The sequence below is a fragment of the Janthinobacterium sp. PAMC25594 genome (assembly GCF_019443505.1).
In the GTDB taxonomy this organism is placed as follows: Bacteria; Pseudomonadota; Gammaproteobacteria; order Burkholderiales; family Burkholderiaceae_D; genus Janthinobacterium.
Window position 1 is genome coordinate 1,205,903 of record NZ_CP080377.1, and the last position, 19,857, is coordinate 1,225,759.

The 19,857-nt window shown below is 62.8% G+C and carries 25 protein-coding genes; 21 read left to right on the forward strand and 4 right to left on the reverse strand.

All coding sequences use genetic code 11. From position 1 onward, the window contains the following. Positions 1-2: 2 nt before the first annotated feature. The 3 genes from fliP to KY494_RS05245 are packed head-to-tail and all read right to left on the reverse strand — an operon-like array spanning position 3 to position 2,015. Positions 3-773, reverse strand: coding sequence for a flagellar type III secretion system pore protein FliP (fliP, locus tag KY494_RS05235; RefSeq protein ID WP_092715676.1), 771 nt, complete (start codon positions 771-773; stop codon positions 3-5). Next, positions 770-1,135: a FliM/FliN family flagellar motor switch protein gene (locus KY494_RS05240; protein WP_071077826.1), complete on the reverse strand. Its 366-nt coding sequence runs from the start codon at positions 1,133-1,135 to the stop codon at positions 770-772. The genes fliP and KY494_RS05240 overlap by 4 nt, the downstream gene beginning before the upstream one ends. A gap of 1 nt (position 1,136) precedes the next feature. Further along, positions 1,137-2,015 carry a FliM/FliN family flagellar motor switch protein gene (locus KY494_RS05245; protein WP_258194671.1) on the reverse strand — a complete coding sequence of 293 codons (879 nt, stop codon included), beginning with the start codon at positions 2,013-2,015 and terminating at the stop codon, positions 1,137-1,139. A 551-nt stretch (positions 2,016-2,566) separates the two neighbouring features. On the opposite strand from KY494_RS05245, the gene KY494_RS05250 reads away from it, so the two are divergent. The 17 genes from KY494_RS05250 (at position 2,567) to KY494_RS05330 (ending at position 16,260) form a co-directional block, all read left to right on the forward strand. Beyond that, complete coding sequence (locus KY494_RS05250; protein WP_219135523.1) at positions 2,567-2,905, forward strand: flagellar hook-basal body complex protein FliE; 339 nt, start codon at positions 2,567-2,569, stop codon at positions 2,903-2,905. A 60-nt stretch (positions 2,906-2,965) separates the two neighbouring features. Continuing rightward, complete coding sequence (fliF, locus tag KY494_RS05255; protein WP_219890175.1) at positions 2,966-4,696, forward strand: flagellar basal-body MS-ring/collar protein FliF; 1,731 nt, start codon at positions 2,966-2,968, stop codon at positions 4,694-4,696. Next, positions 4,671-5,714 (forward strand): flagellar motor switch protein FliG, encoded by a 1,044-nt coding sequence (locus KY494_RS05260; protein WP_219890176.1) that lies wholly within the window; start codon positions 4,671-4,673, stop codon positions 5,712-5,714. Before fliF ends, KY494_RS05260 begins: the two co-directional genes overlap by 26 nt. Beyond that, positions 5,711-6,400 carry a flagellar assembly protein FliH gene (gene fliH, locus KY494_RS05265; protein ID WP_219890177.1) on the forward strand — a complete coding sequence of 230 codons (690 nt, stop codon included), beginning with the start codon at positions 5,711-5,713 and terminating at the stop codon, positions 6,398-6,400. Before KY494_RS05260 ends, fliH begins: the two co-directional genes overlap by 4 nt. Next, positions 6,397-7,707, forward strand: coding sequence for a flagellar protein export ATPase FliI (gene fliI / locus KY494_RS05270; RefSeq protein WP_219890178.1), 1,311 nt, complete (start codon positions 6,397-6,399; stop codon positions 7,705-7,707). The genes fliH and fliI overlap by 4 nt, the downstream gene beginning before the upstream one ends. An 8-nt stretch (positions 7,708-7,715) precedes the next feature. Then, on the forward strand, positions 7,716-8,153 hold the full coding sequence (locus KY494_RS05275; RefSeq protein ID WP_070289072.1) for a flagellar export protein FliJ: 438 nt from the start codon (positions 7,716-7,718) through the stop codon (positions 8,151-8,153). An 86-nt stretch (positions 8,154-8,239) separates the two neighbouring features. After that, the gene (fliD, locus tag KY494_RS05280) at positions 8,240-9,655 is read left to right on the forward strand and encodes a flagellar filament capping protein FliD (protein WP_219890179.1); all 1,416 of its coding nucleotides are present in this window, start codon (positions 8,240-8,242) and stop codon (positions 9,653-9,655) included. Between the two features lie 65 nt (positions 9,656-9,720). Further along, the gene (gene fliS, locus KY494_RS05285; protein ID WP_139174544.1) at positions 9,721-10,110 is read left to right on the forward strand and encodes a flagellar export chaperone FliS; all 390 of its coding nucleotides are present in this window, start codon (positions 9,721-9,723) and stop codon (positions 10,108-10,110) included. After that, positions 10,103-10,411, forward strand: a complete 309-nt coding sequence (locus KY494_RS05290) for a hypothetical protein (RefSeq protein WP_096235037.1) — start codon at positions 10,103-10,105, stop codon at positions 10,409-10,411. The genes fliS and KY494_RS05290 overlap by 8 nt, the downstream gene beginning before the upstream one ends. Beyond that, a complete protein-coding gene (locus KY494_RS05295) occupies positions 10,408-11,565 on the forward strand; it encodes a flagellar hook-length control protein FliK (RefSeq protein WP_219890180.1) in 1,158 nt (385 codons plus the stop codon). The genes KY494_RS05290 and KY494_RS05295 overlap by 4 nt, the downstream gene beginning before the upstream one ends. Positions 11,566-11,576: 11 nt before the next feature. Further along, entirely contained in the window at positions 11,577-12,041 is a 465-nt protein-coding gene (locus KY494_RS05300; RefSeq protein ID WP_257572203.1) for a flagellar basal body-associated FliL family protein, read from the forward strand. A 33-nt stretch (positions 12,042-12,074) separates the two neighbouring features. Next, the gene (locus KY494_RS05305; RefSeq protein WP_219135530.1) at positions 12,075-12,818 is read left to right on the forward strand and encodes a FliA/WhiG family RNA polymerase sigma factor; all 744 of its coding nucleotides are present in this window, start codon (positions 12,075-12,077) and stop codon (positions 12,816-12,818) included. Between the two features lie 113 nt (positions 12,819-12,931). Further along, on the forward strand, positions 12,932-13,789 hold the full coding sequence (motA, locus tag KY494_RS05310; RefSeq protein WP_308836414.1) for a flagellar motor stator protein MotA: 858 nt from the start codon (positions 12,932-12,934) through the stop codon (positions 13,787-13,789). Further along, positions 13,773-14,777, forward strand: a complete 1,005-nt coding sequence (locus KY494_RS05315) for a flagellar motor protein MotB (protein WP_219890182.1) — start codon at positions 13,773-13,775, stop codon at positions 14,775-14,777. Before motA ends, KY494_RS05315 begins: the two co-directional genes overlap by 17 nt. Before the next feature lie 16 nt (positions 14,778-14,793). After that, positions 14,794-15,084, forward strand: coding sequence for a flagellar biosynthesis anti-sigma factor FlgM (flgM, locus tag KY494_RS05320; RefSeq protein ID WP_219890183.1), 291 nt, complete (start codon positions 14,794-14,796; stop codon positions 15,082-15,084). Further along, the gene (flgN, locus tag KY494_RS05325; RefSeq protein ID WP_219890184.1) at positions 15,081-15,521 is read left to right on the forward strand and encodes a flagellar export chaperone FlgN; all 441 of its coding nucleotides are present in this window, start codon (positions 15,081-15,083) and stop codon (positions 15,519-15,521) included. Before flgM ends, flgN begins: the two co-directional genes overlap by 4 nt. After that, positions 15,508-16,260 carry a glycoside hydrolase family 73 protein gene (locus tag KY494_RS05330; protein ID WP_219890185.1) on the forward strand — a complete coding sequence of 251 codons (753 nt, stop codon included), beginning with the start codon at positions 15,508-15,510 and terminating at the stop codon, positions 16,258-16,260. The genes flgN and KY494_RS05330 overlap by 14 nt, the downstream gene beginning before the upstream one ends. A 5-nt stretch (positions 16,261-16,265) precedes the next feature. On the opposite strand, the gene flgA is transcribed toward KY494_RS05330, so the two are convergent. After that, the gene (flgA, locus tag KY494_RS05335) at positions 16,266-16,886 is read right to left on the reverse strand and encodes a flagellar basal body P-ring formation chaperone FlgA (RefSeq protein ID WP_258194901.1); all 621 of its coding nucleotides are present in this window, start codon (positions 16,884-16,886) and stop codon (positions 16,266-16,268) included. A 281-nt stretch (positions 16,887-17,167) separates the two neighbouring features. Here flgA and flgB point away from each other — a divergent pair, with 281 nt between their 5' ends. From flgB to KY494_RS05355, 4 genes are read left to right on the forward strand one after another with little or no spacing between them, the layout of a single operon-like run. Further along, a complete protein-coding gene (gene flgB / locus KY494_RS05340) occupies positions 17,168-17,530 on the forward strand; it encodes a flagellar basal body rod protein FlgB (protein ID WP_219135536.1) in 363 nt (120 codons plus the stop codon). A gap of 8 nt (positions 17,531-17,538) precedes the next feature. After that, positions 17,539-17,955 carry a flagellar basal body rod protein FlgC gene (flgC, locus tag KY494_RS05345; RefSeq protein ID WP_034757795.1) on the forward strand — a complete coding sequence of 139 codons (417 nt, stop codon included), beginning with the start codon at positions 17,539-17,541 and terminating at the stop codon, positions 17,953-17,955. A gap of 3 nt (positions 17,956-17,958) precedes the next feature. Then, positions 17,959-18,615 carry a flagellar hook capping FlgD N-terminal domain-containing protein gene (locus tag KY494_RS05350; RefSeq protein WP_219890186.1) on the forward strand — a complete coding sequence of 219 codons (657 nt, stop codon included), beginning with the start codon at positions 17,959-17,961 and terminating at the stop codon, positions 18,613-18,615. Between the two features lie 58 nt (positions 18,616-18,673). Beyond that, entirely contained in the window at positions 18,674-19,852 is a 1,179-nt protein-coding gene (locus KY494_RS05355; protein ID WP_219135538.1) for a flagellar hook protein FlgE, read from the forward strand. Positions 19,853-19,857: the final 5 nt, after the last annotated feature.

Here is a 19,857-nt window from a genome sequence, read left to right on the forward strand (position 1 = left end):
GCTCAATAGCCCTGTATGCTGGTAACGAGAGTGTTGACGGTCAGGGTCCAGCCGTCGACCAGCACGAACAGCAGCAGCTTGAACGGCAGCGAAATCACCAGCGGCGAGAGCATCATCATGCCCATCGCCATCAGCACGGACGCCACCACCAGATCGATGATGAGGAACGGTATGAACAGCATGCAGCCGATCTGGAACGCCGTCTTGAGTTCGGACAAGACAAACGCAGCCAGCTTGACCGTGAAACTGTGGTCTTGCGGGCGCATCGTCGATGGCTCGCCGGCCAGGTGGGCGATCTGCGCCAGCGCGGCCTTGCTCGTCTGCGCCAGCATGAAGCGCGAAATCGGCACTTCGGCGATCTTCAGCGCTTCCTGCATGCCGATCTGGTCGCGGTCGTAGGGCACGAACGCCTCCTTCCACACCTGGTCGCCGATGGGGCGCATGACCAGCAAGGTGAGGATCAGGGCGATGCCCGTGACGATACGGTTGGGCAAACCCTGCTGCAGGCCCAGGGCCTGGCGCAACAGGGACAGCACGATGACGAAGCGGGTAAAGCTGGTCATCATCATGACCATCACGGGCAGCAGCCCGAGCAGGGTCATGACGACGAGGATCTGCATCTTCACCGACAGGTCGGTCTTCGCGCCCGGCACCACGCCGGACAGCAGGTCCTGCGCGCCGGCGGCGCTGCAGCACAGCATCAGAACGGGGACAGCCAGCGCGGCAGCCAGCGCGCCGCGGCGCCGGCTCAAACCGGGTACCGCCAGCTTCATGCTGTCATCAGGTCGAGATTGAGGCCGTCGAGGTCGATGACTTTCAGGCCATAGTTCTCGCCGGCCACCACCACTTCGGCACGGCCGATCGGCGTGCCGTTGACCTTGATCACCAGCGGTTCGCCGGCCAGCATGTCGAGTTCGATCACGCTTTCCGGGCCGATGGCCATCAGTTCTTCCAGCGAAATGCGGGCCGAGCCCACTTCCAGGGTCAGGGTGACGGGAATCTTGCGCATCATCTGCGGAATGTCGCGCCGCGCGCGGGTGCTGGCCACGTCGGACATGTCGCCCTGATCGATGATCATGTCATCGCCCAGGTCTTCCAGCAGGGTTTCGCTCTGGTTGGTATCGGTGATATTCATATTATTCGACATCTTCAAATGAGGTTAAACAGAGCTTGCCCTTGTGTTCGGAAACAGCCGCGGTAAATAAACGGGAATCGTCGAGCATGACGTCGGTGCGGCTCAGGCTGACGGGAATCACGTCGCCCACGCGCAGGTCGAACAAGGCGCCCAACTGCACCTGCTTGCTGACGAGCCGCCCTTCCAGGGTCACTTGCAAACGCGAAGCGAGCGGGCGCACGCTGCCGCGCAGGGCTTTCTTCGCTTGCGCGCGCTCGGGCAGCAGGCCGCGCAGCACGTCGGCCATCAGGCGCTTGTCCAGCGAGAACCAGAACTGGCCATTCTGCCCCGCCGCGACGTCGCTGAGCGCCACGCTGACGATCCAGCTGCCGCGCGCCGGATGCACGCCCGACTGCACGGCGACCTCGGCACTGGCGTCGATGTCGCTGCTTTTGCCCACGGTTTGCAGGTTCTTGTGGATGCGGGCGAACAAGCTGTTCACCAACTGTTGTCCCAGCACCACAGCGAGGCGCTCCTCGGTGGCCGTCACGCGCACCTGCGCCGGATCGGGCAGCACGCCCTTGGCGCCGGCACTACCGTAGCGATAGTTCAGCACGCTCAAGAGTATCTGCCGTTCGAGCGTAAAGCCCGTCTGACCGGCCGGCGTGGAAAAACTCAGCCAGCGATTCACGCTGTCCTCGTTTTCCGCGCGCGACAACGTCACGGCGTCGATCTGGAAATTACCCCAGTAGCGACGGCTCATCGGCTGGCGCAGGGCCGCGGCCAGGTCGTCGCGCAGCTGAGCGCCGAATACATGCAGCAAATGGACAGGACGTCCAAGCAGACAGGAATCGAGGACTTGATGGCGCACAGTTTGATCTGTCTTGGTAATGATTGTCATGTAGTAGTCATGTCGGTATTGCGGTGGCAGAACAAATTATACGGATCGCCCGAAATTAAATACAGCATCATCTTGGCTTTGCCGACAGGTGCGCAAGCCAACGATTGCGCATCGTATCGCATGCTAGATGACTACGGTGCTGAACAATACATGAAAAAGCCGAATATTGCCATGTATCAATATTCCTTGAGCCAATCCTCTCTTTACTTTATAGTTGCCGCGAGGTAAGCTTATAGCGACAAAATATAGATTTGCAGTGCGCCATTCCGCTTACCTGATTCCGGTTTTTATGGCAGTGTTCAGTTCCTCTTATTGCCACCAGAAGAAACTTTTATCAGATAATTACTAGTTGTCATGGCCATGTAAATCATGTCGGCGTGGGTTTGCTGAGTTTGTTTGAGTCTGCTTGAGCGGATGGTGTGGCAACTGATAAAACTGATGGGCCTTGCGGATCGGGCCGGGCAGGATGGCATTCACGTGCACTTCTGCCGGATTGGCAACACCAGTAATTCTGATTGATACGTCACCGCATATTGAAAGTAGAGGGCAAGATGAGCAACGAACTCGCAGGTCTGATCAAGGCCGATCTGGCAGCACTGAGCAATGACGCGCACGCGCTTGGCGCCAGCATCGCGCCCGCCGCCCAGTTCGGCACGCCGGAACAATCCGGCTTCTCCTTCGCGCAAAGCATGCAAGACGCCATCGGCAAGGTGAATGGCGACGACCGCATGGCGGCGCAGAAAATGAGCGACGTCGACAGCGGCAAGAGTGACGACATGGTCGGCGCCATGCTGGCCAGCCAGGAAGCGAGCCTGTCCTTCTCCATGTTGATGCAGGTACGCAACAAGGTCATGGGCGCCGTCGACGAACTCATCAAACTGCCTCTGTAATCTTCACGCCCTGATCCACGCCCAGCCTCCCAGCGAAAGTTACCCCAAGTGATTACCCCCATGAAGTCCGCATTTGCGCGCTGGCGCCTTGGTGCCCAGCCCGCCATCCCGCCCGCCCTGCTGAAAAACCTGGTTCCCATCGTCGTGCTGGCCATCGGCATCACCGCCATGGTGACCATGTATGCCTGGCGCGACCAGGCCAACTACAAGCCGGTGTTTGGCGCGCGCGAAAAAGTGGCCGTGACGGACATGATGGCCACCCTGGACGCCGAGCACATCCCCTACCGTTTGCATCCGGACAGCGGCCAGGTGCTGGTGCCCGATGCCATGCTGGGCAAGGTGCGCATGCTGCTCGCCTCGAAAGGCGTGACGGCGCAGCTGCCGGCCGGGCTGGAGCTGATGGACAAGAATGACCCGCTGGGCGTATCGCAATTCGTGCAGGACGTGCGCTTCCGCCGCGGCCTGGAAGGCGAATTGGCGCAAAGCATCATGACGATGGACGCGATCGCTTCGGCGCGCGTCCATCTGTCGATTGCCAAGTCGACCTCGTTTGTCGCCAGCGACGGCGACAAATCGTCGGCCTCCGTGGTGGTGGCGCTGAAACCGGGCCGCACCTTGGCGCCGGAACAGATCGCCGCCGTCATCAACATGGTGGCCGGCAGCGTCGCCAGCCTGGCGCCTACGCGCGTGAGCCTGGTCGACCAGGGCGGCAACCTGCTGTCCTCGCACGTCGACCTGACGGACGGCTTCGACGCCTCGGCCGCTGGCAATGAAGGCGCGAAGCGCTTCCAGGATGACATCCGCCGCAACGTCACGGGCCTGCTCGGTCCCGTGATCGGCGAAGACAACTTCAAGCTCAGCGTGACGGCCGCCGTGAACAACGACCGTGTGGACGAAACGCTGGAAAAATACGGCGAAGCCCCGAAAGTGACCAGCGAAGCGATGCGCGAAGAGCAGGAGCGCAACCGCACCGTGGCCGGCGTTCCCGGCAGCCTGTCGAACCGTCCGCCAGCGGCGGCCGTGCCGGCACCGGCCGGCGCCAGCGCCGCGCCGGCCGATGGCGCACCGAAAGCGTCCGACGACGGCACTGCGCGCAAGAACGCCACCACGCGCCAGTACGCGTATGACCGCAGCATCACGCAGATCAAGCGCAGCCGTGGCCGCCTGGAAAAACTCAGCGTGGCCGTCGTGCTCAACAGCGCCGCCGCACCGAATCCGAAAACCGGCTGGACCCCTGCCGAACTGGGCAATATTGAAAAAATGCTCAACAGCGGCCTGGGCATCAACACACAGCGCGGCGACAGCCTGAGCCTGACTGCGCTGGCCTTCCCTGCCAAGCCGCCCGTGGCGCAGTGGTGGGAAGAGCGCGATACCGTCGTCGATTTCAGCAGCTGGCTGCTGTACGCCCTGGGCGCCGTGCTCGGCTACTTCCTGATCCTGCGTCCACTGATGCGCTTGCTGACCACGCGCCTGGCGCCGCCGGCACTGAAACAGCTCGATCCCGCCCTGGCACTGGGCGGCGGCAGCGCCGCCGGCACGAATGGCGTGGAGGCCGCTGGCGCGCCAGCCCTGGGCGTGAATGGCAGCCCGCTGGCGCTCGAAAGCGAGGCCAGCGCTGGCAACATGCCGGTCGTGCCGCTGCTGGAAAACTATGATTTGCCGCCACCAGGCTCGGCGGTCGACGTGATGGTCGATCACCTGAAAGTGCTGGCTGAAAAAGAACCCGAGCGTGTCGCCGAAGTCGTCAAACAATGGATGCAGAAAAATGGCCGAACTCAACAACAACAATAATCCCTCCGACGGCGCCGAGTACGAAAGCGTCAGCCTGAATCCCGTGGAGCAGGCCGCCATCGTGCTGCTGAGCATAGGCGAGGAACAAGCTGCCAACGTGCTGCGCTGCCTGTCGCGCGAAGAATTGCTGGAAGTCACGCAAGTGATGTCGCGCATGAGCGGCATCAAGGTCGAATCCGTGAAAACGGCCATGCAGACCTTCTTCGACGACTACCGCCAGCAAAGCGGCGTGCACGGCGCCTCGCGCAGCTACCTGAAGCGCTCGCTGGACCTGGCGCTGGGCAGCGATATCGCAAATAGCGTGCTGAACAACATTTACGGCGACGCCATCCGTCCAAAAATGGCGCGCCTGCAGTGGGCCTCGCCAAAATGGCTGGCCGAATACATCGTCAACGAACACGTGCAGATGCAAGCCGTGTTCCTGGCCTTTTTGCCGCCCGCGCTGGCCGGCCAGATCCTCGACGCCCTGCCCGTCGAAGGCCGCGACCTGGTCTTGCTGAATCTGGCGCGCCTGGACGAGATCGACCGCGACCTGCTGGTCGAGCTCGACGAACTGGTGGGCCGCTGCCTGGGCACGCTCGACACGCAAAGCACCAGCGTCGAAGGCATCCGCCAGGCCGCCGAAATCCTCAACCGCATGCCGGGCAACCGCGCCGCGCTGGTCGAACTGCTGCGCGCGCACGATCCGGACGTGGTCTCGGAAATCGAACTGAGCATGTACGACTTCCTGATCCTGTCCACGCAAAGCGATGTCACCCTCACGCGCATCCTGGAAGACGTGCCGATGGAACAGTGGGCCATCGCCCTGAAGGGCGCGGAACCGTCGATCCGCGACGCCGTGCTGAAAACCATGCCGCGCCGCCAGGCACAGAGCTTCGAAGACATGATGCGCCGTTCCGGCCCCGTGCCACTGTCGCGTATCGAACAGACGCGCCAGGAAATCATGGCCACCGTCAAGGGCCTCGCCGATGCGGGCGAGATCGAAGTGCAACTGTTTGCTGAAGCGGTGATCGAATGAAACACTTCCGCTCGTATCGTTTCCCGCCCCTGTCGCAATTCATCGCCGCCGGCCAGCGTGCCTCCAACGAGGATACGGATGGCCAGTGGCAGGCATCCGTCTCGGAAGGTTTCGAGCAGGGCCAGCGCGACGGCTACGAAGTGGGCCTGGTGCAAGGCCAGCAGGACGGCTACGACACCGGACGCAACGACGGCATGGCGCAGGGCCGCGAAGAAGGCCGCAATGAAACCCTGGTGGCGCTGGACCGCCTGGCGCGCCCCGTCGACGCCATCTTGCGCGACCTGAAAAAAGTGCGCGCCGATTACCGCGAAGCGCAGCGCAAGGAAGTGGTCGACCTGGTGGCCAAGGTGGCGCGCCAGGTGATCCGCGCGGAACTGGCGCTGCAGCCGGTGCAATTGCTGGCCCTGGTCGACGAGACCCTGGCCTCGATGCCGCCGACGCGCGAGGAAATCGATGTCTTCCTCAATCCGGAAGAACTCAAACGCATCAGCGAACTCGATCCGAAGCGCGCCAAGCGCTGGAACCTGATCGCCGACGCGCGCCTCGACGCGGGCGAATGCCGCATCAAGGCCGGCGACAATGAAGTCGACGCGGGCTGCCACCAGCGCCTGTCGGCCTGCATGGACCAGGTCAGCAGCCATCTGGCGCTGGCCGCCGAGCACGCGGACCAGGGCGCGCCTGCATGATCGCCGACACGCTGCGCAGCTTCGAGATCGGCGATATCCCGGTCGCGACGCCCACCGGCCGCCTGGTCGGCGCATCCGGCCTGCTGCTGGAAAGCGCCGGCTGCCGCCTGCACACGGGCCAGCGTTGTCAAATTGAAACTGTGAGCGGCGAGTGGCTCGATGCGCAAGTCGTCGGCTTCCGCGAAAAACTGTCCTACCTGATGCCGTTCAAGAAGGCGACAGGCCTGACCACGGGCGCCAGGGTCCTGCCCCTGCCCGACAAGGCCAGCCTGCAGATCGGCCCCTCATGGCTGGGCCGCATGGTGAATGGCCTGGGCGAGCCGATCGATGACCTGGGCCGCCTCGGTGGCGAACACATCCTGGAAGTGACGCCGCCGAAAATCAACCCCCTGAAGAAACAGCCCGTCATCGAACCGCTGGATGTGGGCGTGCGGGCGATTAACAGCATGCTGACCCTGGGCAAGGGACAGCGCGTGGGCCTGATGGCCGGTTCCGGCGTCGGCAAGAGCGTGCTGCTGGGCCTGATCACGCGCCAGACGGTGGCCGATGTCGTCGTCGTCGGCCTGATCGGCGAACGGGGCCGCGAAGTGCGCGAATTCGTCGAAAAGTCGCTCGGCGCCGAAGGCTTGAAGAAAGCCGTGCTGGTGATCGCGCCGGCCGACGAATCGCCGTTGATGCGCATCATGGCCACCGAATTGTGCCACTCGATCGCCGCGCATTACCGCGACCAGGGCAAGCACGTGCTGCTGCTGGTCGACTCGCTGACGCGCTATGCGATGGCCTTGCGCGAAGTGGCGCTGGCCCTGGGCGAGCCGCCCGCCACGCGCGGCTATCCGCCGTCCGTGTTTTCGAACCTGCCGCAACTGGTGGAGAGCGCCGGCAACGGCGCCCACCCGGAAGGCAGCATGAGCGCCATCTACACGGTGCTGGCCGAAGGCGACGACCAGCAAGACCCGGTGGTCGACACGGCGCGCGCGATTCTCGACGGCCACATCGTGCTCACGCGCGAACTGGCCGAGCGGGGCCACTACCCCGCCATCGACATCGCCGCCTCGATCAGCCGCTGCATGGCGCAGGTGATCACGCCCGAGCACATGCAGGCGGCGCGCGCGCTGAAAGCGTCGATGGCGCGCCATGCGCGCGTGCGCGACCTGATCCCGCTGGGCGCCTACGTGCCGGGCGCCGATCCGATCACGGACCGCGCCGTCCAGCTGCACGCGCCCATCGAAGCCTTCCTGTGCCAGGGCACCAAGGAAGAGGCGCCGATGGGGCCGTGCATAGCCCAACTTGAACAGATCATGGCCTAGGAGCATATGTGAGCGACGCGCATACCATCCGCAATCTGACCACCCTGGTCGGCCTGCGCAGCACGGAAGTGGAACGCCTGCAAGGCGAAATGGCGGCGCAGACGGCCGTGCGCGAGCGCTACCAGAAAAACCTGGAGCGCCTGACGGGCCTGTACACGGATAGCGGCCCCAGCGGCGCCCTGCCCCTGGCCTTGTCCGTCAACTGCGGCAACTTCAAGCAAGCGGTCATGCAGATGGCCGACCAGCACCGTACCGATTTGCACCTGCACGAGGCCAACATGGCTGTCTCGCAGCGCGCCCTGAATACGGCCTGGGCGAAACGCGAGGTACTGGACCAGGTGTTGACGCAAAAACAAAAACATGTTGCGAATGAGCAACAACGTGTCGATGCCAAGCGGCAAGACGAGCTGGCGACGCAGTTCTGGTTCCGCGGGCAGGTAAAATAATGTTTTACAGAAATAATTTCAGAAAAGTGAATATTTGGTCGCCTTGTCATTGGGTATATCCTGCATGCTAATTTTAGGAGTTTGACATGGCCTTTTCCACTTCCGCTTCGAATACCTACGACCCGACGGCGTCGGCCCAGGCATTGACCGACAAATACACGGCCGATCTGCAGGCGCGCATCACCGCCCAGACCAAGGCCGCCACGGCCACTTCGGGTGGCCTGGTGAACCTGAAGATGGCCCTGACCTCCTTCAGCTCCAGCTTGCTGGGCCTGACGAGTGGCAAGACCATGCTGGTGCAAGGTGCCACCTTCAGCAATACAGCGCTGGGCAGCGCCACGGCGTCGCAATCGGCTGCCGCCGGCACGTATTCGTTATTCGTGGAAAAGGTTGCCACGAACAACCAGGTGTCGCTGGGCGGGCTGAGCAACATGGCCATGCCGGCCGCAGGCAACGGCACGCTGAAAATCAAGCTGGCCAACAATACCGATTTCACGGTGGACTTGAGCCAGGCGAATGCGGATGGCGACAGCGCGACCCTGTCAGCCAAGGATATCGCCGCCGCCATCAATGCGGAACCGAAGAACAATTCGCGCGTGACGGCGTCCGTCATCACCATCGGCGGTATCGCCCAGTTGGTGCTGACGTCGAATGTCAGCGGCACGGAAGGCGCGCTGTCGCTCGATACGGGCGCGATGGCGCCCGGCGCCTTGAAAGATGCGCTCGCTGCCACGCCCAAGCAGGTAGTCGATGCCCAGAATGCCGTCATCTGGGTCGGCGGCAAGCCAGCAGATGGGGTCGATAATGGCAACCGCATCGAGCAATCGTCGAATACCTTCAGCAATATCGATGGTGTGAAGATGACCTTTACCAAAGCGCAGGCGAGCGGCGACGCGCCGATGACCCTGACCGTGGCGCTCGATTCGTCCGCCACGACGACCAATGCGCAAAGCTTTGTTACTGCCTACAACAAACTCAAGGCCGTGCTTGACGGCTTGACCGACCCGGGAGATCCGGCATCGGCCAAGGCTGCCGGTGTATTTTCCACCGACAGCGGCGTGCGCGTGCTGCGTGACCAGCTGGTGCGTACCTTGCGCGAAACGGCGACGGGCGCCCTTGCCAATTTCGGCATCACCGCTCAGCGCAACGGCACGCTGGCCCTCGATGCCACCAAGCTGACGGCAGCGCTGAAGACGAATCCGGGCGGCCTGGACAAGGCAATCGGCAACAATTCCGCCAGCGCGCCTAGCGGCATCGCCGGCAAGCTCGATAAGTTCATCGAAACCTGGACCTCGGCCAATGGCCAGCTGTCGCAGCGCGAGACATCGGTGGCCAAGCTGCAAAAATCGCTGGGCGAGCGCCAGACCAAGTTCGAGGCCGACTACACGGCGATGTACAACCGCTACAAGGCGCAGTTCACCCAACTGCAATCCTTGCAGGCACGCATGGCGCAAACGACCGATATGTTCGATGCCCTGTTCAGCAGCGACAAGAGTAAATAGAGGCAGTCGCCGTCCGCGGACGGCGACTGCCTGCCAGCAACACCAAGCTTTTAGAGTGAGAAAAAATGATGAATCACGATGCATACAGTAACTACCACGCCGTCAATCTGGATGCGCAGACGTCGCGCGCCACGCCGGTCGAACTGGTCTTGCTGCTCACCGACGGCTTGCTGGAAGAACTGGCGCGCGCGCGCGGACACATCGTCGGCAAGCGCTATGAACAAAAGGCCATCAGCCTGAACAAATGTACGGAAATCATCAACGGACTGTCGAGCTCGCTCGATTTCGAGAATGGCGGCGAAGTCGTCGCCAATCTGGGCCGTCTGTACGAGTACTGCACCGGCCGCCTGTATTCGGCCGGCATCACGCTCGATCCGACCCTGATCGACGAGGTGACCACGCTGTTGACGACGATCAAGCAAGGCTGGCTCGGCGTCCAGGCCAAGAATGGATAGCAGCCCCTTGTCGCTCCAGCTGACCCGCGAAGTGCTGGCGGCCACCGCCAGCCAGAACTGGGACGCGCTGGAACTACTCGACAGAAAACTGGCGCAGCACCTTGCCAGCCTGGGCATATTGAGCGAACGTGAAAAAGCCGCCCTGCTCGCCTTGCGCAAGGCGCATGCGCAGGCATACCAGGCGTGTTCCGACGAAAAACATCGCCTGGGCATGCAGTTGGGCGAGATACATTCGAAACAAGAAGGCTGGGTCGCGTATGCGATTGAAAATGCCATGTATCAAGATGAGAATCCAGCATGAAAATGAGCTTCAACACCACACCGAACACCGCGACCACGCCATCAAGGAGCGCCGATGCGGGCGTTAACGCGCCCGTGAGCAAGGGCGCGCCCGATGCTGGCACCCCGCGCAACCTCCTGTTCTCACTGCCCGCGCCAGCCCAGGGAACGGTCGCCAACGATGCCGTCTTGGCGCCAGACCTTGCCGCGGACCTGCCGGAGGATGGCGTCCCCGCCACCGACGCAGCTGCCGACATCACTGAGGCTGCGACAAAGCAGGACGCGGGCCTGCCCGCCATGACGCCGCCGCTGATGGCGCCCATGCTGCCCGTCTCGCCTCAAGCCGACGCTGCAGCTGTAGCTGTAGCAGCCAAGGGAAACGATGGCGTAGCCGATACGCAACAAGGCAATGCACAGCAGACCCTGGGCCTGAACAGCCGCCTGCATCCCGATGCCCTTGCTTTCAATGTGCAGACCGCCAGGATGGTGCCAGCACGCGATCTGGGCGAACCGGTGGCGGCAGCCCAGCCAACACCAGCCTCTGCGACCGGCGGCAAAACCGCGCTGCCAGCCGCCGGCTTCGATGCGGCGCCGGCCGTGACGGCCGCGCCCGCGGCAGCGGCGCCCGCCGCCACGCGCGATGGCGAGCGCGTTGCTGCCACGCCCGTCAGCCCGGGCCCGGTTGGCGGGGTGAACAATGGCGCCCCGGCAACGCCGGGCGCCGACACGATCAAACTCAACGGCCCTTCCCAGCAATGGCAGGAACCGTTGCGCGAAGCGCTGGGCGAACGCCTGCAGACACAGATCGGCCGCAACAGCGAACACGCGACGATCCGCCTCGATCCGCCCCTGCTGGGCCGCATTGAAATTTCCATCCGTCACACGGCCGGCGCGCTGCAGGTGAACGTCACGGCGTCGAACTCGGAAGTGTTGCGCCAGTTGCAAGGCATCGGCGAAAACATGCGCAGCGACCTGGCACAGCGCCAGTACACCGACGTGGCCGTGAATATCAGCGCCACGCCGCGCAGCCCTGCCGCCCAGGCGTTTGCCGAAGGCGATGCGCGCGGCCAGCGTCAGCCGGGCCGCCAGAACGACGACGCCGAACCGGGGCGCGCCCTGTCCGACGGCAGCACTGCCGCTACCACTTACGCCATGCATGAGCGAGATACCGCCTGATGAATACGAAAATGAAATTGATAGCCGGCTTCATCGCCGTGGCCGTGCTGGCCGCCGGCGCCGCCGGTGGCGCCATGTGGTACCTGGCCAAGCCGGTCGCCGGCCATGCCGAAACTGCCGAAGCGAAAGCCCCGCCGCCACCGGCCACGGGCAAGAAGGCGCGCAAGTTCATCACCCTGGACAAGGTCATCGTGATGCTGCGCCGCGGCCCCGGCGACAGCGAAACGCATTACCTGTCGGCCGACCTGGTGATCGCCACCACCGAGGAAAAGGAAAAGCTGACCAAGGACCACTTGCCACTGATGCGCTCGATCGCCGTCAGTACCTTGTCGAGCTTTCCGATGGACAAGGCACAGACCATGACGGTGGAGCAATTTGCCGAACAGATCAACAAGGCCTTCAATGTCAGCTATGAACGCGAGCAGATGGAAAAACCCTACACCGAAGTCATGGTCGGCAAGCTGATCATTGAATAAGCCAACACGCCAGCCGACCTAGTGGGAGACCCCGTGGCCTATGTAGAGCAATACCAGGAAGCGTATGGTGCCGGCGAATATGCCGCCGCCAGCGCTTGCGCGGCCGTGCTCAGCGTTGCTGAAGAGCAACAACATCTGGTGGCGTACGCCCCTTTGGTGAAACGCATCGTGCGCCAGCTCAATTCGCAGGTGTCGGGCGCCATCGACCGCGACGACATGGAACAGATCGGCCTGATGGGTTTGCTGGAGGCGCTGCGCCGCTACGGCGTGCCGGACCAGTCTTTCGGCAGCTATGCCAGCCTGCGCATCCGCGGCGCCATCCTCGATGAGCTGCGGCGCCAGGACTGGCGCCCGCGCGCCGTGCGCCAGGAAAGCCATCGATTGCGCGACAGCGTGCGCGCCCTGACCCGGCGCCTGGGGCGCGAGCCGCTGGACGCGGAAATCATGGCCGCCCTGAAGCTGACGCCGGAAGCCTTCCAGGAATACCAGCTGGCGGAAAACGCCGAGCTGATCGTCAGTTTCGACGAAGTGCTGCAGGAAGGCCTGGGGCAGGCTGACAGCGCACCGAGTCCGGAAGAGCAATTGATGGTGCGGCGCAGCCTGGAACAGGCGTTGCGTACGCTCGACGAGCGCGAGCAGCGCGTGATCCAGATGTACTACGAATTCGAACTGAGCTATAAAGAAATTGCCGCTGTGCTGGACCTGAGCGACGCCCGCGTCTGCCAGCTGAACAAGACGGCACTGGGCAAGATGAAAGCCATGCTGCAAGACGCATAAGTTTCAGCACTATCCATCAAATTGACGCAGCACAATGACGCAGAAAGGCAGTTGACATGGTAATTATCGGTATCTTAATCGTGATGGGGTGTGTATTCGGAGGCTTCGCCCTGATGGGCGGCACCGTCCACGCGATCTGGCAACCGGTCGAGCTGATCATCATCATCGGCGCCGCCGTCGGCGCCCTGGTGCTGGGCAACCCCAAGCATGTACTCGGGGAAATGCTGCACCAGATGCGCAAGATCGTCACGCACAAGAAGCAAGGCTCGGAATTCCAGCGCCAGTTGCTGCTGCTGATGTATGAACTGCTGCAAACGGCCGCCGGTGGCCTGAAGGCACTCGACGCGCACGTCGAGGCGCCGCGCGAAAGCGCCCTGTTCCAGCGCTATCCGCTGGTGCTGGAAGAGCCGAAGCTGCTGGCCTTCATCGTCGACAACTTCCGTTTGATGGCGATGGGCAAGATCAACGCGCATGAGCTCGAAGGCGTGCTGGAACAGGAACTCGAAGCCATCCACGACGAGCTGCTGCAACCGTCGAAGTCCCTGCACAAGATCGCCGAAGCCATGCCGGGCTTCGGCATTCTGGCCGCCGTTCTGGGTATCGTGATGGCCATGAATTCCGTGGCCGACGGCGCCGATGCGGCGGAAATTTCGGAAAAAGTGGGCGCCGCCATGGTCGGCACCTTCATCGGCATCTTCTTTTGCTACGGCGTGCTCGATCCGATGTGCAACATGATGAAGCAATTGGTGGGCGAGGAAGGCTCGACCATGGAATGCGTGAAGGTCGTGCTGGTCACGCACGTGGCGGGCAAGCCGCCGCTGCTGGCCATCGATGCCGGCCGCCGCCTGGTGCAGCTGAACATCAAGCCGAGCTTTGCCCAGCTGGAAAGCTGGATCAACGCGCTGGAAAGCGGCGGCGACGAACAAGAGCAAGGCCAAGGGCGGGGAGGCCGCCGTGCTAAAGCCGCATGAGAAACATGAACAGGCCATCATCAAGCGTGCCGGCCGCAAGCATGACGACGATGCCCATGGCGGCGCCTGGAAAGTCGCGTTCGCCGACTTTTGCCTGGCCCTGCTGTCGCTCTTCCTCGTGCTGTGGCTGATGGCCGCGCGCGAGCAGCAGGCGATGAAGGAAATCATGATGGACGCGTCGGCAGGCAGCCGCCAGGGCGAAGGCCAGGGCGTCATGCCGGAACAGAAAGGCGGCCCACGCGGCAGCCTGATCGAGCGCTTCCCCATGCCCCGCAAGGGCACGGGCGACACGCGCACGGAAGGCAAGCAGACACAGGACGGCAAGGCAGGCGCGGCGCCGCAAAACCAGACCAAGGTCAGCTACCAGTCGCCGGAAGACCTGCTGTCGCTGTCGCGCGCGCTCGACAAGCTCAGCGACGAAGCGGGATTGAAGAGCAACCTGCAATCGGTGATCACGCCGTACGGCTTGCGCGTCATGCTGCACGACACGGACAAGCAAGGCATGTTCGTGCGTGGCAGCGCCGTGCCGACCGACCGTTTCCGCAAGCTGCTGCGCCAGATGGGCCCTGTCTTCGCGCAGATGGACAACCAGATGCTGATCGTCGGCCACACCGACTCGATGCAGTACGCCAATAACGGTTATGAAGGCTATTCGAACTGGACCCTGTCGGCCAACCGCGCCATGTCGGCGCGCGCGCAATTGTTGATTGGCAGCATGAGTCCGGACAGCGTGCTGCAAGTGGTGGGCATGGCCGACCGCGCGCCGCTGGACGTGAAAAATGCCAGCGCCGGCATCAACCGCCGCATCGAACTGTTAATATTGACGCGTGGCCAGGCTGACAGCATCGCCGCCATGTTTGGCATGGCCGGGCAAAAAGCGCAAGGCGAAGAGCTGCAAGTGGGTGAACCGGACTCGGGAACCTTGCAGCGCCTGCGCGACAAGCTGGGCCTGCCCGCAAAGAAGGAGCGCGATGAGCATGCAAATTAAGGGCAAGGGACAACGTATGAAAATCTCCTCCGGCAATACCGGCGCTGCCGTAGGCAGCAGCGCCATCGCGCCGGCCGAGGCGATCGCCGAGAACGCGGGCGCCACCGGCGCCATGGGTGGCTCGTCGGCCGGGGCGGAATTGCAATCGGCCGTGCTGCAACCGGCCATGGCCGCCCTGCGCGCCATGCCCGAGATCGACCACGAGCGCGTGGCCATGCTGCGCGATGCGCTGGCCAAGGGCGAATTGCCATTCGATCCAGCAAAACTGGCAGGCTTGATCCAGCGTTTCCACGGCGGTGAATCGTGACCGCACCGCGCAAGGGCATCACACGCCAGGAAGCGATACGTCGCGTGCTGCAAGGCATGGCGGACGACAGCGTCGGCTACGCCGCCCTGCAAACCTTGCTGGAAGAGCAATTTCAGGCCACCTTGCACCATCAGAGCACCCGGCTGACGACGCTGGCCGAGCAGGTCATCGCCGCCGTCGAGCCCCTCGATGCGCGCCGCCGCCAGCGCGTGAGCCTCGTCACTGCCCTGCTGGGCCCGCAAGGCGATATGCCGCAATTGTTTGCGTTGTTGCAAGAAGACGCGCGTGCCACGGCCGAACGCGACTGGGTCGCACTGGAGCAGATGGTGCTGGAATGCAAGCGCCTGAATGCCCGCAACAGCGATTTATTAACAGAGCAGTACAGCATCATGCAGCGCGTGCTGCATGGCGAGGAAGATACGTATGCGCCAGGCTGATTTCCTGACCACCCGCGCCACGGCGGCGACGCCATCGACGGCGGCGACGAATGCCGTGCAGAGCAATATGCGCGCCACCGACGCCACCGGCTCCGGCGGCAACTTCAGCAGCGTGTTCCGACAGGTGCAGGGCGAAGTGGCCCGCTTCATCGAACAGGGCGGCGGCAACGCCACCAGTCTGAGCCCGCAAGGACGCGCCTATCTGGAGCAGAGCCAGCCCGTGAATGTGCTGGGCAACATCAACCAGGGCGGCGAGATCGGCGAAGTGCAGCAGCAGTTCCTCGCCTCGATCAAGCCGTGGACGGAAGAAACGGGCGCGCGCCTGGGCGTGGCGCCGGAAATCGTCGCCGCCCACGCCGCGCTGGAATCGGGCTGGGGCCAGCGTCCGTTGCGCCAGGGCACGGGCGCGGACACAAATAATCTGTTCGGCATCAAGGCCGGCGGCAAATGGCAGGGCGACGTGGCCAGCAATGTCACCACCGAATACGAGGCCGGCAGCGGCACGGCGCTGAAGAAAACCGAGCGCTTCCGCAGCTATCCGGACCAGGCCAGCGCCTTCCGCGACTATGCGCAAGTGTTGCTCGACAATCCACGCTACCGCGCCGCCCTGAACACGGGCGCCAACGCGGGCGCCTTTGCGCAAGGCCTGGCGCGCGGCGGCTATGCCACCGACCCCAACTACGCCACCAAGCTGACGCAGCTGGCGACGCGCTTGCAGCGCACGGCCGTCGCGGACTGACCTCCTTAACGGCCGGGAATATCGGCCGGTTCCACCACGCCCGCATCGACCACCCTGGCACGTATCACCGTGCCGCTGGTGGCGTTGCGCACTCTGATCACCGCTCCCAGCGCGCCCGGGTCCAGCGCTTCGCCGGCCATGCTCACTTCCACCTGCTCCTTGCGCGCCACGATATTGACCGCGCTGCCCCGCTTGATCAGCATGGGTGCCGCCAGTTGCCCCTGGCGCAGCACTTCGCCGGCACGCAAGCTGCGCCGGCTCGACAGGCCGACGGCGCCAGGCAAGGAGGAAATACTGTCCGGCACCATCGTCACATCGCGCCGCGCCAGCGTCACGTCGGCCGATTGCAACGGCATATTGGCCGTGACGGGTGCGCTGGTGACGGCGACCTGGGCCGTGATGCTACCGCGCGCCAACATTTCATAACGCCAACCGTTGCTTCCAGGACACACTGCCACAAAGCGCATGCGCTGCGCCGAACGGCTGTCCGCCGTTTCCAGCGTGACAGGCGCCGCGCAAGCGGGCATGGGGCGCGTGCTTTTCACCACGGCCACTTGAAACTGCGGTTCCAGCAATCCTGCCGTGGCTGCCTGCTGCGCTAATTGCTCTCGCGCCAACTGTTCCACACGCGAAAATATATTGTCGGCTGGCAATTCTGCGCGACCTGCACTACTATATAGGCTGGTCAGTAAAAATAGGCCAGGAAGCAGTATGTAAGGATGTGGCACCTTGTTTCGGATCATCGTAATGCTGTTGAAATGAATCATTGCTAACCTTAATCAAAGATACTGAAGCGGCATGACCTTACCATGCGTCAACATGACCAGGCTGGGATTTTACTTCTGCACCACCTATTTTCTAGCCCGAACCGCAAAAAGCACGATCGAATTCAATACAAAGGAAGACCATGGGGATTAATTTCAAGGATGCGCTGGGCGTGCACGCCGATGCACTCGCGCTACGTGCCGACCGTACCCGCGTGCTGGCGGCCAATATTGCCAATGAAAATACGCCCGGCTTCCAGGCCATGGACATGGATTTCGGCAGCGCCCTGCAACAATTGCAGGACAACGAAGCGGGCCTGCTGTCGACCGATGACGATGCCAGCGCCCTGTACCGCGTGCCCTACCACCCCAGCCGCGACGGCAATACCGTCGAAATCGGCGTCGAGCAGGCGGCGTTCTCGCAGAATGCCACCGACTTCCAGACCAGCCTCACTTTCGTCAACATGAAACTGAAGGGTCTGGCCAAGGCCATTTCCGGACAATAAGGATCAGCATGAGCTTCCAGGATATTTCCAAGATCGCCGGTTCGGCGATGGCGGCGCAGACCGTGCGCCTCAATACCATCGCCAGCAACCTGGCCAATGCCGATTCCGTTGCCGGCTCCGAAGGTGAAACCTACCGCGCACGCAAGCCCGTGTTTGCCGCCGTGATGGATGGCCCCGGTGCCAGCGGCGCCGGCGGACGCGTTCAAGTGCTCGACGTGGTGCAAAGCGATGAGCCGCTGCGCAAGGTGTATGAGCCGGGCCACCCGATGGCCAATGCCGATGGCATGGTGTTCTACCCCAACGTCAATCAGGTCGCCGAGATGACCGACATGATGTCGGCTTCGCGCGCGTTTGAAACCAATGTCGAAGTTCTGGGCCGCATCAAGTCGATGCAGCAATCGCTCCTCAAATTAGGTGAAGCATAATCCATGGAAACCAATCTCTTTACAAACAACAACAGTGGCGCCAGCAACAACGGCAGCAATGCCGTCAAGTCGCAGAGCAATGCCACCCAGGATATGTTCACCAAATTGCTGGTCGCGCAGATCAAGAACCAGGATCCCCTCGCACCCACCGATCCGAGCCAGTTCGTCAATCAATTGACGCAGCAGGCGCAAACGGAAGCGATGCAGAACCTGTCGGCGCTGACCAGCGCCAATGCCAGCGTGCTGCAATCGATGCAAGTGCTGGCCCTGGGTGCGCAAGTGGGTTCCGAAGTGATGGTCAACAGTGAAACGGTGCAGCTCGACACGAGCAAGGTCAGCGGCAGCATCGCGCTGGCCGCCGGCACCACCAAGACCACCGTGACCCTGAAAGGCGCGGACGACAAGGAATACAAGATCGAACTGGGTGCCAAGGGTGCCGGTACCGTTCCCTTCACCATCGACCCCGTCGCGCTGGGCTTGCCTGCTGGCACCTATACCATGGCAGTCACCACCGGTGGCACCGAAAAACCGACGGTCGACATCGCAGGCAAGCTCAACAGCGTGCGCCTGTCGTCCGGCGGCAGCATGATTCTGAACGTGTCGAACCTGGGCGAAGTCAACCCTGGCGCGATCACCGGCTTTAACGGTAAGACGGCCTGATCCGCTCTCCCCTTCGTTTCCTGAACACTAATCTCCTCCTTCACTAAAGGAAGTCAACATGAGTTTCGACATCGCCCTGTCCGGTATCCAGTCCATCAACCAACAGTTGAACAGCACCAGTAACAATATCGCCAATGCCGGCACCTACGGTTTCAAGAGCAGCCGCGCCAACTTTTCGGCCATGTATGCCGGTTCGCGCGCCACGGGCACGGAAATCGGTTCGCTGACGCAAAGCATGTCGCTCAATGGCGGCGTGCTGAACACGGGCCGCGCGCTCGACGCGGCCATCGATGGCCGCGGCTATTTCGTTTCGCGCGATGCGCAAAACACCATGAGCTACAGCCGCGTCGGCATCTTTTCGGCCAGCAATGAAGGCAAGCTGATCGATGCGAACGGACGCCTGGTGCAGGGCTATGCCGCCGTCAAGGACAGCACCGCTCTGGGCACCATGGGCGACATGCTGATTCCAACGGGCCAGATTCCCGCCGTGGCATCGACCAAGCTGGCGTATGCCGCCAACATGTCGTCCGAATGGACCATCAAGACCGTGCCCTTCAGCAAGACTAGCGAGCTGAGCTACAACAGCGGCAAGTCCTCGATCATCTACGATTCGCTGGGCGCCAAGCACTCGCTGGGCCAGTACTTCGTCAAGACGGCGGCGGGCGTGGATGTACATTACACCTTCGATAACGCCGATGTGTTGCCGGTGACGAACATGACCTTCGACACTTCCGGCAAGCTGGTGACGGGCACGTCTGCCACGCCGGTCCTGCCGACGCCGCCTGGCGCGGCGCCGATGTCGGTCGCCATCGACTACACGGGCACGACCCAGTTCGCCGGCGAATCGACGACCTCGACCGACCGCGCCGACGGCTATGCCTCGGGCACCTACACGGGCGTGGAACTGGCCACTGACGGCTCCGTCGTGGCGAAATACACGAACGGCCAGAAGCAAAGCATCGGCGTGATCGCCCTGGCCACCTTCCCCGACGAAGGCGCATTGACGGCCGTCAACGATACCAGCTGGGTTGCCTCGACCACGTCCGGCACCGCCATGTATGACCGTCCGGGCGTCGGCATGGTCGGCAAACTGGTGACGAGCTCGCTGGAACAGTCGAACGTCGACATCACCTCCGAACTGGTGGGTCTGATGACGTCGCAGCGCAATTACCAGGCGAACTCGAAGGTCATCTCGACCGAGAACGCCATGCTGCAATCGCTGATGCAAGCGCTGTAATCCAC

Bases quoted from the DNA above. Each gene is read 5' to 3' on its own strand.
- fliP (WP_092715676.1), bottom strand. From the start codon at position 773: ATGAAGCTGGCGGTACCCGGTTTGAGCCGGCGCCGCGGCGCGCTGGCT.
- KY494_RS05240 (WP_071077826.1), bottom strand. From the start codon at position 1,135: ATGAATATCACCGATACCAACCAGAGCGAAACCCTGCTGGAAGACCTG.
- KY494_RS05245 (WP_258194671.1), bottom strand. From the start codon at position 2,015: ATGACAATCATTACCAAGACAGATCAAACTGTGCGCCATCAAGTCCTC.
- KY494_RS05250 (WP_219135523.1), top strand. From the start codon at position 2,567: ATGAGCAACGAACTCGCAGGTCTGATCAAGGCCGATCTGGCAGCACTG.
- fliF (WP_219890175.1), top strand. From the start codon at position 2,966: ATGAAGTCCGCATTTGCGCGCTGGCGCCTTGGTGCCCAGCCCGCCATC.
- KY494_RS05260 (WP_219890176.1), top strand. From the start codon at position 4,671: ATGGCCGAACTCAACAACAACAATAATCCCTCCGACGGCGCCGAGTAC.
- fliH (WP_219890177.1), top strand. From the start codon at position 5,711: ATGAAACACTTCCGCTCGTATCGTTTCCCGCCCCTGTCGCAATTCATC.
- fliI (WP_219890178.1), top strand. From the start codon at position 6,397: ATGATCGCCGACACGCTGCGCAGCTTCGAGATCGGCGATATCCCGGTC.
- fliD (WP_219890179.1), top strand. From the start codon at position 8,240: ATGGCCTTTTCCACTTCCGCTTCGAATACCTACGACCCGACGGCGTCG.
- fliS (WP_139174544.1), top strand. From the start codon at position 9,721: ATGATGAATCACGATGCATACAGTAACTACCACGCCGTCAATCTGGAT.
- KY494_RS05290 (WP_096235037.1), top strand. From the start codon at position 10,103: ATGGATAGCAGCCCCTTGTCGCTCCAGCTGACCCGCGAAGTGCTGGCG.
- KY494_RS05295 (WP_219890180.1), top strand. From the start codon at position 10,408: ATGAAAATGAGCTTCAACACCACACCGAACACCGCGACCACGCCATCA.
- KY494_RS05300 (WP_257572203.1), top strand. From the start codon at position 11,577: ATGAAATTGATAGCCGGCTTCATCGCCGTGGCCGTGCTGGCCGCCGGC.
- motA (WP_308836414.1), top strand. From the start codon at position 12,932: ATGGGCGGCACCGTCCACGCGATCTGGCAACCGGTCGAGCTGATCATC.
- flgM (WP_219890183.1), top strand. From the start codon at position 14,794: ATGAAAATCTCCTCCGGCAATACCGGCGCTGCCGTAGGCAGCAGCGCC.
- KY494_RS05330 (WP_219890185.1), top strand. From the start codon at position 15,508: ATGCGCCAGGCTGATTTCCTGACCACCCGCGCCACGGCGGCGACGCCA.
- flgB (WP_219135536.1), top strand. From the start codon at position 17,168: ATGGGGATTAATTTCAAGGATGCGCTGGGCGTGCACGCCGATGCACTC.
- flgC (WP_034757795.1), top strand. From the start codon at position 17,539: ATGAGCTTCCAGGATATTTCCAAGATCGCCGGTTCGGCGATGGCGGCG.
- KY494_RS05350 (WP_219890186.1), top strand. From the start codon at position 17,959: ATGGAAACCAATCTCTTTACAAACAACAACAGTGGCGCCAGCAACAAC.
- KY494_RS05355 (WP_219135538.1), top strand. From the start codon at position 18,674: ATGAGTTTCGACATCGCCCTGTCCGGTATCCAGTCCATCAACCAACAG.